Source organism: Salinimonas sediminis (assembly GCF_003429285.1).
Lineage (GTDB): Bacteria > Pseudomonadota > Gammaproteobacteria > Enterobacterales > Alteromonadaceae > Alteromonas > Alteromonas indica.
The window spans coordinates 2,535,634-2,548,812 of record NZ_CP031769.1 but is presented as its reverse complement, the minus strand read 5'-3'; the positions used below and the strand labels follow the sequence as shown (position 1 = coordinate 2,548,812).

Sequence of the window (13,179 nt, the reverse complement as noted above, 5' to 3'; positions counted from 1 at the left end):
TTGCGTCGAGCGGCTGCGTCATTATAATACGCGCTCTTCATAAGTTGGCTGAATTAGTGATCGGCCAACTTTAACTTCCATTAGGAGAACACTATGTCACTAACTAAAGCAGAAACCGCGAACATCATTGCCGAATATGGCGTAAAAGAAGGTGATACTGGTTCACCTGAAGTACAAATTGCCCTGTTAACGCACAACATTGGCAAGCTTCAGTCTCACTTCGCTGCCCATAAGCAAGATCACCACTCTCGTCGTGGTTTGTTACGCATGGTTAGCCAACGTCGTAAGCTTCTTGATTACCTGAAAGGTAAAAATGCTCAGGGTTATCTTGACCTGATTAAGCGTCTGGGTATCCGTCGCTAAGATAGTCTGCATTGTAGATGTTTGCTAAAAAGCGCTCTGAGGAGCGCTTTTTTTGTGTCTTGCTGGCAAGAACCCAGGCGGCTAAGCGCGCACCATTTTCTTCTTCCCTGCTTTTTTTACGTTAAATACACCTCGGGTAAACCCTTTATTTACAAGCGCTGCGGCGAATTTGCATGCTGCCGATCTTAGATTCGCGATTTCATACATAGGTGGCAAATGCGATGCGCAAATTTGTCTTACAAACTGACCTCAAGCCATAGATTTCTAAAACTAAGTACCTATAATGCGCGCCCTTACGTGATGTTAGTTAGGACATAATCTATGCGGTTGATACATACACTGTGGGGCGTGTTGCCCTTTGTTACCTGCAGTGCAGCTGCTGCCACCTGGAGCGAAACAGAAATTCACTTACAGCGTGGCCAGCTAAACCAGCCTTACGCCATTAACACCAATACCACTATTGATACCACCGTAATAACGCTACAGCATGCTAGCGGCTGGGAATATGGCAGCAATTTTTTCTTTATAGACTATGCTCGTACCAAGGATGAAGACACCTTGTACGGGGAATGGTATCCCTTTTTTAGTAGCCAGCAACTGTTCGATGCGCACTATCATGGGGTAGTGTCAGATATCGGTCTGGTGATGGGGGTGAATGCCGGCCCAGATGTGGAGGTATTAAAATACCTGCCTGGCCTGCAAGTAAACTGGAACGTACCGGGGTTCAGTTTTTTCAATACGCTGGTAACCGCCTATATTGACGATAGCCGTGGAATTGAGGGCGGGGGCGCTCCCAAAGAAGCTAACAGCATGATGGTTGATGTTGCGTGGCGTTATCCGCTGGCCCTCTATGAACAGCAATTTTATATTGAAGGACACGCCGAATATATCGCTTCGCGTACCACTGAAATCCCTGGCGTTGAAGTAAAAGACTGGCTGTTAACACAGGTACAGCTGCGTTGGGACGCCGCCAATTTACTTGGTGCGCCGAAAGAAACGCTGTTTATTGGCATGGAATACCAATACTGGAACAACAAGCTTGGCACTAACGAAGATGAGAGTGCAGTACAACTTCTTGCCGTGTGGCGTTTTTAACCCTTCTTAGTAAAGACGGAAAGTTATGAGACTTAAGCAGCTTCTTTATAGCGTTTTATTTGCCGCGATTGTTATTCCGGTGGTAATTTCAATCAGCGTATTCGCTTGGTCTATGACCACCTTTTTAACCGATAAAGTTCAGCAGGAAGATCTGCCCACTTCATTACGTGAAATAAAAAACGCGGTGGAACTCGACTTACTTAAAACCATTGCACCGTCAAAAACACTGGCTCACAACGAATATATCAAGCGCTGGCTGACCACGGGGGAGCCAGTATCAGAACGGGCTCTACTCAACCGCCATTTAGCCACCTTAAAGCAACAAAATAATGCTATCAGTGCCTACGTGGTGGCAGCAGATAGCGGTAATTATTATACCCACAACGGGTTAAGTCGGGTGGTAACAAAAAATCAGGATCCTTGGTTTTATCAGTTCATGAATGCTGACGTGCCCTATGAAGTATCGATTGATATTGATAAAGCAACCAATGTTGCCTCCGCCTTTATCAACTATGCGATTGTAGAAAACGGAAGGCGTATTGGTCTGGCGGGTATCGGCCAGTCAATGGAGGCCATGTCAGCGCTTATCGCCTCTTATACAGTAGGTAAAGCAGGAATCGTGTATTTAGTGGATGCCGAAGGGGTAATTCAGCTACACCCTGACAAAAACAAACGCGGGACCCGGGTGCCAGTCGCCCAAATAACCGGTCAAGCCAGAGAATTTTCAGTCGACGGCGAGGACGTTACGCAACTGGCTATGCAGCTTTCCACTATTGACTGGTATGTTGTTACAGAGGTGCCTTCGGCACAACTTTACGGGCCATTGCGTGACGCGGTGTTGACTAACATAGTGATTGCCCTGCTCATCATTGCAGTGGGAGCAATAGTAGTAAAATTTCTTTCTAACCTGATTTTCCAGCCTATTGAAACTATTACTAACGCGGTGACGGCGCTAAATGAAAAAGACGGCGACCTGACCGCCCGACTTAATATTCAACAGCGCAATGAAATAGGTGCGTTAGCCAGTCAGGTTAATCTTTTTGTGGAAAAGCTGCAGCAGATGTTCCGCCAGGTATCGCATAGCGCTGACCATGTGAAAGATATAACCATAGACGTATACAAACAAATTGAGCTAGCGCAATCTTATACCCAGACGCAGAGCAACAGTACGCATTCGGTAGCGGCTGCGGTAGAAGAGATGAACCTGACCGTAAAAGAAATTTCCAATAGTGCCCAAGGCGCCAGTGATGTGGCTAGCACCACCGAAGAGCATGTATCTTGTAGTGCATCGACGATTAACGATGCTATGCAAAATGTAGAAAAACTGGACGCCCTGATGAGTAAGTCGGTGGACTCGGTAAACGCTCTTTCGTTAAGTATTGATTCCATTACCCGGATCCTGGAAGTCATCAGAGGCATCTCTGATCAAACTAACTTACTGGCCTTGAATGCTGCCATTGAAGCGGCCCGAGCAGGCGACCAGGGCAGAGGATTTGCGGTTGTAGCAGATGAAGTGCGGAGTTTGGCTAAACGCACCCACGAGTCAACCGAAGAAATTAATACCATGATCATTGAGCTAAATACTAAAGCATCAGAAACCGTACATGATATACAGCAAGGTAGTGCCAGTACCCGGGAAACTTCCCAATATCTTATATCCTGTGTAGAGGCGCTTGAGAATATTTCGCAGCAGGTAGCCCGTCTAACCGAAGTTAATACCCATGTGGCAACCGCTACCCGGGAACAGGCTTCTGCTACCAATGAGATCAGCCAAAATATATCAGTAATTTCACAAACCGCCCAGGAAACCTCGCGTAGCATGCAAACCAGTTTTGCGTTGGTTAATGAATTAGATAAAGAATCCAAAGCGCTTAACCACACTATAGGCCGCTTCACACTATAAACTGGATGTTGTCCAGCACAGCTTGCTATTAAACGGCCAAGAGCTTAAAAAGCGCATTTAATTCAGCGAAAAGACAATGTGTCGCTATACATTGTCTTTTTCGCTTCTGCCGCATAGCGCAAATCGGGTGTAAGACAGCAAAGTCTACTGTACATAAATACCGCAGATGTTGGCCTCTGAAAAGCGCGAAAGCTACCCGCGGCCCAACCGATTCTTTAAATTAAATTCCCCTCCTGTCGCGAAAAAGGTAAATAGAGTGGCAACTACGCGAAGCATTAAACCCAAAAGGCGGGTGTGGAGTGCTAAATTTATTATCAGCGGTGAGTAAAGGTCGAATGGGGACGGTTGAGAACGTTACCAATAAACCAACGTTGCTCAGGCTGGATACTGTTTTTTAAATAGTCATTCACTATGCACCAAAGCGTTCGTTTGTTGAACATCGCCGTTAATCTGGTACTGCCAGCCTACATGAACAAGGTATACGTGCGGGGATTTCGGCCGGTCAAAAGGTAAAACGCAGGCAAGTAACTGCCTGGTTTTTAAACCCTCGAGGCGTTTTGCAATGCTATGGTATTTTGGTAAATAGAATGTAATATGGATTGTTCGCCTTAGCAAAAACCGATGGTTAACAGGGTAACTACTTTCGCTAATTAACCTATTTTTATAGTGAAAAAACAATGGAATGTAATATGAAAAAATCGTGTGTGCTGAAATTATTATTTAGCTTAATCTTCTTTTTTACAGCATCAACAGTAGCTGCCGTTGATAAGAATAAAGAGCCAGATAACAGTATCGGGGTTTCTATAAAAAATAACTTAACGATACATATCCCCGGCAAAACAATCCTCCACACATTGCCAGAAGAAAATGCTACGCCAGATTTAGGTGATAATTATACGATATCGTTCACTGGCGTGTACGGGGTGCGAATTGGCGCGACTATCCATGAGGTCGAAAATAAGTTCGGCACACCCTCTTTTCGCTTCGGCCCGGTAGGGGATCTTGTTGTACTTGCCTATGGCAGATCGCATTGGTTTCAATTTAAAAACAACAACCTGGTTAGAGCTTCTTCAGAGCCGGTTATTTTAATAACGAGTTTATAAATTATCTTGAATTCGACGAGCGTTTTGATGAGCGGCAGTGGCAGTTGTTCGACAAATATAGTAAAGGTGACAATGTCGAAAGTGAAATTATCGCTAATGCTAACCGGGAAGGCATCAGCGAAGAAACACAACTTAACGTGCACACAGAAAAATATTTGAAAAATAATCAGGAATATAAAGCTCTGGAGGTGGAAGGTTTTACGCTAATGTCGCCCACGGCGGGAAAAATTCCAACATTTGATTTTAGCGACCTGGCAAACCAGCGCCTGAGTAAATTAGATAGTGCTTTAAGCACCAAGAAAGCAGGCCAGGAAATTGAGATAAGTGAGCTATTACCAATGGCGTTAGGCCGAACCCGCGAATTTCACGGCCATACATTCTATTTGATTGATGCTAATACACTTATAGAAACAATCGGTTCACGGGTGTACAAGGTGATCATATCTCCTGGTTTGCTTGCAGAAGACTACATTGTTCGAAAAGAGTGGGCAGTGAAGGACTTTTATTATGGTTAGTCGAAAGATGAGGTTATTAAAAAAGGCGGGAAATCATCCTTTAGTTTTTCCGACTCAGTAATTTTTGAATACGGGGCAGGTGAAGCGAAGGTTTTCTTTAGCAAAGAAGGTGATACTCTGGTTGCCCACTCAATGGAAATCACTGCTCCGTGATGTTACTGGTGCTATCCTCCGGTTAAATGATCAGTATTTTATTTGGATGCCAGACGATAGCCCGGTAAATACAGTGATGCGATGAGATGAAAGCACTGTTTTAACCTAAGGGGTCGGCAATCAAGTGAACAAGTGGGGCAAGGTCTATTATAAGCAGGGGATACAATGCTAATTTTTTGTATCCGCTGGATTTATACCTACTTCAATAAGGGGTAGCTTTATTAGGATGACTCCCCTCTTTATATAGCGAATGGGCAGTCCATTCTTTATTACATACGCGCCTTTAATACCGGCAGAATTTGGCAAGTTTTGATTAATATTGGCGGTTATTATTAATAAAGGCAGATGTTCATTTTGTCGTTTGCCGAGGTCGGCCCAATAATAGCAAAGTATGGCAAAGTATGGATACCTGCAAATCACCTTATTCCAGTAGATAACCGATACCGCACTATGCAATAACGTGCGAGATAAATAATGGTAACCATTTTTCTCAGCTCCCTGGCTTCCACTTTAAACCCCTAACTTCCCGCCCAGGCCCGTTATCGCCATCATCTCGGGCAGCGCGCGCTTTTTCAATAAGCGGGTGCCAAACTTATGCCTGGGGCAAGACGCCATCATTTAATGCGCTATTGCTTTACCTTGTTACATTACATAATAGCCCCGCATAAGCGGCCCTGAATAGCGGAAATGGCCGGCGCTTCCAGGCCGTTATTGATGAGCCCACCGGGGCGTGGTGGCGGTAAATTGCGTAGGGAACTTGGCAAAGAAAGGGCAGGCTATTTAATTGTTTTTTGGGGCCGAGGCGACCGGCAATAAAAAAGCCGCTAACGCAAGTTAGCGGCTATATAGTAAATATTAAGCAAACAGCGATAGCACTACCTACTAGAACGTAAGCAGCCTATTAATTTGGTGGAGCCTACCCACCCGGCGTACTGACTACTTTTGTTGCAATATCGCGAATTTCACTTTCCATAGAGCTTATCCGGCTAGCCAGTGTATTATTGCGCTTTTCCAGAACGCTTAGCTTATCGTTAACGTTCTTCACACTTTGTTGCTGCTGTTGCTTCTCGTTATTTGCCTGATCTAACGCTACGTTAAGCGCCAGAATTTCATCAGCCAAAGAAGCTAACTGGTTTTTCATAGAGGTTAAACGGCTTTGATGCGTTTCGACATCTTCTGCTACAGTTGAAATGGACCCAGTTAAGGTTTTTTGCATACCGTTTACCTTATCGCCGAGATCTGTAATGTCTTTTTGGTTGCGACGCCACGCCGAGGCCCAAAGCTTATCCATTTGTTCCCAAAGCTCTTTTGACTTTTGGCCCAGTTCATTAACTTTAACCTGCAATGCAACGGTAGACTGACCCATTTCTTCATCGGTCGCCGACAATTTGTTTTCCAGTTCACTGATGCGCGCTTCAGCTTGGGCCGCCACCGCCTGCTGTTGCTGCAATAGTGTATACAGATAGTAACACCCTCCAACACCTGCCAAGGCTACCAACAATGCTAATACTACCCAAAGTGTACTGGCGCCGCTTTTCCCTGCAGGGGGCGGCTCAGAACCCTGGGGATCAGCCTTGTGACCCTTTTCAGGCTTGATAGTATGCGCTGCAGTGTGTCGCTTTTTTTCATAATCGCGACGATCTTCTTCATCTAACCGGATGGTAGGGAAATCATCGTTTCTGGAATCGTTTGCCATAACTCTCTTAACTTCTGGTTTATTCTGGCGAAATTAGCACTTAGTAACGCATGTTAGCGTGAATTGTGTGCCAATACCATACTTTCGGATAATGCACCCGGGCGCGCCGGTCATCCTACCCAAGACCCCAGGGCCGGCCGTCGCTCCAAATAAATTCCATTACCTGAATCTATACGCGGTGGCCTGCTACATCTTATCTCTCTAAAGGTCGATGGTAGCAAGCAAGTTGCATGCAATATTGCCATATCACGCCAAACCAGGCCGCAATAGCTTGGCAAATGAGGTACCTAAAACTCAACTAATCTGCTTTACAGGCAGAGTTTATAGGGATGTGCCAGGGTATGCTTAACTACTAAATTGGATTAACCAGACATGAACCCGGCGCCATAAAAAAGGAAGGCTTCAGGCCTTCCTTCTTAAGGCTACTAGGTAGGCGTAGCCACTGCTTTTGCACGGCGATGGCTAAACGCTTTCGTCGGTCGTTGTCATCGCGGTACTGGCGGGCTTAGCGATTCCCAATCCACTCTACCCGGTATAAATCACGACGCCGGTCAAGGTAATTTCTTACCGAACCTTCGTTTTGCAGTTTTGTTAGTTTGTCCAAATCCAAATCGACGATCAGGGTCATTTCCGTATTCGGGGTGGTTTCAGAAACAATTGCATCATGCGGGAAGGCAAAATCTGAAGGTGAAAATACCGCTGTCTGGCCGTACTGGATATCTACATTATCCACTTTTGGCAGGTTACCTACGCTGCCGGCAATTGCCACATAACATTCGTTTTCAATTGCCCGCGCCTGCGCACAGCGGCGAACCCGGAGGTAGCCATTTTTAGTGTCGGTCCAAAACGGTACAAACAGGATTTGCATTTCCTGTTCTGACAGGACGCGCGCTAGCTCCGGGAATTCGACGTCATAACAAATCAGCACACCGATTTTACCAAAGTCTGTGTCGAAGGTTTTGAGGCTATCGCCGCCTTTCATAATCCAGTCTTTCTTCTCATGCGGAGTAGGATGCAGTTTATACTGGCTTTCAATAGTACCGTCACGTTTGCAAACGTACGCAACATTGTACAATTCGTCATCTTCCACCACCGGCATGGAACCGGCAATAATGGTAATGTTGTACGACACCGCCAGGTGCGACACCGAGGTCAGAATTTCATCCGTATAGGTCGCCAGGTGCCATATCGCATCGATGGACGACTCGTTAGGGCTCAGCCCCATAAGTGGCGCATTGAAAAATTCCGGGAACAGGGCTACATCACAGCCGTAATCCGACAGTGCATCAACAAAATATTCTACCTGCTGCAATAGTTCTTCAACATTATTGAAGTAGCGCATTTGCCACTGGATACAGCCAATCCTCGCACTCGACTTTTTACCGCCAATCAATAATGGGCTATTCGGCTCATAATAAATATTGTGCCACTGCAACAAGGTCGCGTAGCCCTTCGAGTCTTCATCTTCTGGTAAATAGGCGGTCATGACCTGTTTCACTTCAAAGCCGTTAGCCAGCTGAAAGGTCAATATAGGATCGTAAATATCTTTCGACTTAACCTGCTCAATGTACTCGTACGGCGACATTTGCGAAGAATAGTTTGCATAATTAGGGATTCGACCGCCTGCCATGATGGATTTCAGGTTCAGGTTCCGACACAAATCCTTGCGGGCTTCATACAAACGACGGCCTAAGCGCAAGCCGCGATAGCTTGGGCACACAATAACTTCCACGCCATACAGCACGTCGCCGTTTGGATCGTGGGTCGTCAAATAAGCATCACCGGTAATTTCATCGTAGCTGTGTTTATCTCCAAACTGCTCATAATCTACGATGACCGAAATGGCGAAAGCCACCACTTTACCCTTATCTTCAATACAAATCTGACCTTCAGAAAATGTAGTGACCTGGGCTTTAAAATTTTTATAAGGCCAGGCGCCGCCCACTTTGGCGTACACACTGTCCATCAACCCTCTTACATCGTCGTAGTCATCCAATCTTAAGTTTCTCAACTCAAGATGATGCTCCGTATCTTCTACGGTCGTTTGATCCTGACTCATACTTTACTGCCTCAAAAAGTTTACAGTTTGCGTTAAACCGTAAAAAATTAACCGTTTTCATCGGATGGTTTATACCAGCAACGATGGATTTTGGATTAGCCGAAGTATAGTGTTTTACCCGCACAATTATTCTGCGGTAAAGCCATTGCTTCACGGCAGTCTTTAACGTATAAACCTGCCAGTTTACTCACACTACCTTAGGATTGGTTATGTCGCACGACGCTTTTTCTGCCGATATTTTGCATAGTGCTCCCGCGCCAGGTTTGCCTGATGGCGATGACGCATTATATGAACGTATCGCGGCTGATCTGCAACAGCAGGGGTTTAGTGTGCAGCATAATGCATTACCCGCAGCCATGACCAGCGCCTTATATCAATATCAGCGCGAATTAAGTCATGAGTATTTTGCCGAAGCCGGGATAGGCCGAAAGCAAAAGTTTCATAAAAATGAGGCTGTACGTACCGATAAAGTATGTTGGATAGATGGCACCAGTTCAACCGGTGACATCTGGTTGCAATGGTGCGCGGCCTTGCAGCGCTATCTTAATCGACGCCTGTTTATGGGTTTGTTTTCCTTTGAAAGCCACTTCGCCCATTATCGGCCGGGCGATTTTTATAAGCGCCACATGGACGCGTTTCGCGGTGAATCTAATCGGGTGCTGTCGCTGGTGACGTATTTAAACCCCGAATGGCAGCCACAGTATGGTGGCGAGTTGGTGATTTACCGCGATGCCGAAGATACCACCGGTATCTCGGTAACGCCGGCCTTAGGCACAGTGGTATTGTTTTTGAGTGAAAGCTTTCCCCATGAAGTAAAACCGGCTAGTACGGACCGCTATTCAATTGCAGGCTGGTTCCGGGTGAATACCAGCATTAATAATAAAGTTGACCCACCTAAATAACTGCTGGGCTAATCAGGCAGTAGATCAATAGCGGTGGTATAGTCGAGTTGACCGATAGCCCGGCAAATTTCCCGGGCTTTGGTTTCTCCCAGCCGTTCATTCAGGGTTGGTCGATAACGTTCGATATCGCTTTGGCGTAGATAACTGCGCTTTTTCAGACGTGCCTTCAGCTCCGTCAGGTCAGTTAGTGGTGCCATCGCTCTGCTGTCATCGGCAGGGGGCAAATGAGCCTGACAGTACTTTAATGTTTTTACTACCTGGCTGAGCTCTTCTGCAATAGGTATAACAGAAATGGCGTGGCCTTTGGCGGCTTGCCGTTCTGCTTCAGCAGCCATCTGCCCTAGCCGAGAAGCGCCAATCGTCATAGCCAGCCCTTTCAGCGAGTGTAATAGAGTATGGATATCAGCGCTGCGTGGGTCCAGCCCATAATAAGGCTGCGAGGGTAAGTCGTACTCTTCTATAAAGTGCGCAATCAATTGACGATAGCCAGTTACCGAACCGCCCATACGACGCATGACCGCGGCAATATCAAACCCAGGTAATAGTTGGCGTAATTGTTTATGCAGTGTCTTGTCGGCCTGGCCCAGCACCGGAACAGTGGTAAACGGCTTATCTTTGTAAATGGCTTTGTGCTTCAAACTGCGCAGCAAGGTTTGTAATAGTACTTTACGGTCTACAGGCTTCGGTATATGCGCATCCATGCCTACATCAATAACCCGCTGTCGGTCCTGTTCAAGGACTGCTGCGGACATGGCAATAATAGGTATATCAGCCAGCTCAGGTTGTTTACGCAACGCCACTGTAGTGCTGTAGCCGTCCATTTCTGGCATTTGTAAGTCCATCAAAATCACATCAACAGGGTGCGCCGCGACCTGTTGCAACGCCTCAGCACCGCTGCCCGCCAGTATCACTGTAAACCCAATGCTGCCCAATAATTGTTCAGCTACGTATTGGTTTGTTTCATTGTCCTCAACCACCAAAGCGGTACAGGCAGGAAAATATAAACTATTTAGGCGTTTATCGGCCGGCCTCGGTTTACCCTTATCAATAAGGGAAACAATAGCGCGCTCCAGATCGCTAGGGAGAAAGGGGGCAAATACCCACACAGAGGGTAAATTCAAAATCACATCGCTGGTTTGTAGCTGATTGTTTTCGGCAGCACCAATAAACACACAGCCATACCTGATGTCGGCCACCGCTGACGACGCCAGTAGACGGGCCACGGTTGCCTTTAATGCTGTTGGGTCTAAGGCACTGATATCCATAATCAGAACGTCACATGCTGGTAGTTGATGCGTTGCAAAATCATGCAGCGGTAAGGCGTTGATTACTTTACACCCGATTCTATCGCTATAACCCGTTATGGTAGGCATTGCACCGGTAGGGGCGATTAAACAAATCTGCAAATTTTTGTCGGTTAAGCCGCTAGGCCAGGATGGCGGAATATGGGCTGGCATAGACAAAACAAAATGACTGCCTTTGTCAGGAACGCTAGTGCCGCTAAGCTTCCCCCCTAATAAAGCTGCCAGCTTTGCCGATATCGACAAGCCCAGGCCACTACCGCCGAACCGACGGCTGATGGAATTATCGGCTTGCGAGAAGGCTTCAAACAGCGCGGACATTTTTGCTTCGACAATACCAATACCGGTGTCTATAACATGAAATTCAATCTGTTGAGTTTGACCAACGGTCCGCGCGCTAACCCGTACATTGATACTACCGCATTCGGTGAACTTAACCGCATTACCTATTAGATTGGTTAAAATCTGTTTAAGGCGCATAGGATCGGAAATGATCCAACGCGGACTTTGCTTATCAAACTCGCACCTCAGCACCAGTCCTTTGTTGATAGCACTGGCGGTATATAACTGCACCACCTCCGACAGTACCTGACTCACATCAAACGTTTCCCGCGAGACATCCAGTTTGCCCGCCTCCAGCTTAGAGTAGTCAAGAATATCGTTTAAAATACATAACAGTGAGTGTGACGAGGCTTGAACTTTGTTCAGGTATTCACGCTGCTTGGTGCCTAACTCCATGTCTAAGACCAAGTCGGTCAGGGCTAAAACCGCATTCATGGGGGTACGTATTTCATGACTCATATTGGCTAAAAATTCTGACTTAGCCTGATTTGCCTGCTGCGCCTCGTCCCGGGTTTTCACCAGATTATCCTGCAGCTTACGCAAGGGGCTGATATCCAGAAAGCTACCCATAAACCGTTGAACCGTGCTGTTAGCTGGTAACGCCAATACACTATATTGGGCCATCAGCCATACCCATTTACCACTAGCATGATAAAATCTGAACTGCAGAGGGCTGCTTACCGCGCCGGCATCTTTGGCCGCATAATGGCGGGTAAATAAATGGCGCAGGTGGCTGGTCACCCGTTTACGGTCTTCTGGATGCACTTTGTGCAACAGGGCCAGTGGACCGAAATGATGGACCAGATTCTCCGCGTAGCCCGTAATATGGCTAAACCGGGCATTAACAAAACTGGGGCTCATGGCCTGGGAGTCAAATACAAACACACCGGCTATAGAGGCATTAAATGCTTGTTTTAAAAAAACGTCGCTATCAGTTGTCGCCGCTAAGCCTGGCTCGGGCTGCTCTGCCCGCCGATTTAACAGTACCGCAACCCGTTGGCTGCCCAGATGGTATAGCAGGGCGTGCTGATCCGCGATGGTAGCCGGGTTGTTTTCCACGCGGCCCGGGCTTAATTCACACACCTCATGGGCTGCAGGGGTAAATGCACAATGGCGCGCCCGCGCGACCAGCTCGGGGTACTGACTGAAAAACGGCATAGTAGGCGGGGTGGTGACCTTGGCGTTAGCGCACAGTCGGCTGGCTGCGTCACTTTGCCATAGGGTAATAAATCCGGTGGGATTAAACTCAAGTACCCATAACGGTAACGCATTTAACCCTAAACTATTTACCGTCGGTGCAGATAATAAATGGCTATGGTCGCCAGCCTCCGGCGCTGATGAGATAGCCGCTGAATTAGCATTATTTTTTGCTAGCGCTGATGAGATAGCCGCTGAATTAGCATTATTTTTTGCTAGCGCTGAATTACTAGCAGAACATTGCGCTGTGACCGGTTTACATCTATATAAAGTATATAGTTTGAAGAGGCTTGCTATTAGGACGAACAGCAATCCGCTAAAGGCCACTACCCGGGTCAGCGAGCCTGTATCTGCAACGATCTGAATAACCCGGTTCAGCCGTTCCAGCCCGCTGACCAGCATGACAAAAACAAAAACCGGGAATAACCATTTATGGTGGAGCGTCCTTTGGGGACCCCAAAGGAATTTAAAAACAAAGGGAATACAAAAGTACGTAAAGGCGATTATTAATTCTGTTAGTACTACAGGTGCACTCATCGTGCCTCCAGTT

At 46.7% G+C, this 13,179-nt stretch carries 9 protein-coding genes; 6 read left to right on the top strand and 3 right to left on the bottom strand.

What is annotated here, in order from left to right:
• The first annotated feature begins 93 nt into the window (after positions 1–93).
• From rpsO to D0Y50_RS11380, 5 genes are all read left to right on the top strand, one after another.
• The gene (gene rpsO, locus D0Y50_RS11400; RefSeq protein WP_108567163.1) at positions 94–363 is read left to right on the top strand and encodes a 30S ribosomal protein S15; all 270 of its coding nucleotides are present in this window, start codon (positions 94–96) and stop codon (positions 361–363) included.
• 321 nt (positions 364–684) lie between these two features.
• Positions 685–1,458 (top strand): hypothetical protein, encoded by a 774-nt coding sequence (locus tag D0Y50_RS11395; RefSeq protein ID WP_108567164.1) that lies wholly within the window; start codon positions 685–687, stop codon positions 1,456–1,458.
• Between the two features lie 25 nt (positions 1,459–1,483).
• The gene (locus D0Y50_RS11390; RefSeq protein WP_117317046.1) at positions 1,484–3,361 is read left to right on the top strand and encodes a methyl-accepting chemotaxis protein; all 1,878 of its coding nucleotides are present in this window, start codon (positions 1,484–1,486) and stop codon (positions 3,359–3,361) included.
• 689 nt (positions 3,362–4,050) lie between these two features.
• Positions 4,051–4,464, top strand: coding sequence for a hypothetical protein (locus D0Y50_RS11385; RefSeq protein ID WP_117317044.1), 414 nt, complete (start codon positions 4,051–4,053; stop codon positions 4,462–4,464).
• Positions 4,465–4,508: 44 nt separating this feature from the next.
• Positions 4,509–4,979 carry a hypothetical protein gene (locus D0Y50_RS11380; RefSeq protein WP_117317042.1) on the top strand — a complete coding sequence of 157 codons (471 nt, stop codon included), beginning with the start codon at positions 4,509–4,511 and terminating at the stop codon, positions 4,977–4,979.
• Between the two features lie 1,069 nt (positions 4,980–6,048).
• On the opposite strand, the gene D0Y50_RS11370 is transcribed toward D0Y50_RS11380, so the two are convergent.
• Positions 6,049–6,828 carry a coiled-coil domain-containing protein gene (locus D0Y50_RS11370; RefSeq protein WP_108567168.1) on the bottom strand — a complete coding sequence of 260 codons (780 nt, stop codon included), beginning with the start codon at positions 6,826–6,828 and terminating at the stop codon, positions 6,049–6,051.
• 505 nt (positions 6,829–7,333) lie between these two features.
• Positions 7,334–8,887 (bottom strand): bifunctional GNAT family N-acetyltransferase/carbon-nitrogen hydrolase family protein, encoded by a 1,554-nt coding sequence (locus D0Y50_RS11365; protein WP_108567169.1) that lies wholly within the window; start codon positions 8,885–8,887, stop codon positions 7,334–7,336.
• A 209-nt stretch (positions 8,888–9,096) separates the two neighbouring features.
• On the opposite strand from D0Y50_RS11365, the gene D0Y50_RS11360 reads away from it, so the two are divergent.
• Positions 9,097–9,789, top strand: a complete 693-nt coding sequence (locus tag D0Y50_RS11360; RefSeq protein WP_108567170.1) for a 2OG-Fe(II) oxygenase — start codon at positions 9,097–9,099, stop codon at positions 9,787–9,789.
• An 8-nt stretch (positions 9,790–9,797) separates the two neighbouring features.
• Here the strand turns inward: D0Y50_RS11360 and D0Y50_RS11355 are convergent, their stop codons facing one another.
• Entirely contained in the window at positions 9,798–13,166 is a 3,369-nt protein-coding gene (locus D0Y50_RS11355) for an ATP-binding protein (protein ID WP_117317038.1), read from the bottom strand.
• Positions 13,167–13,179 lie beyond the last annotated feature (13 nt).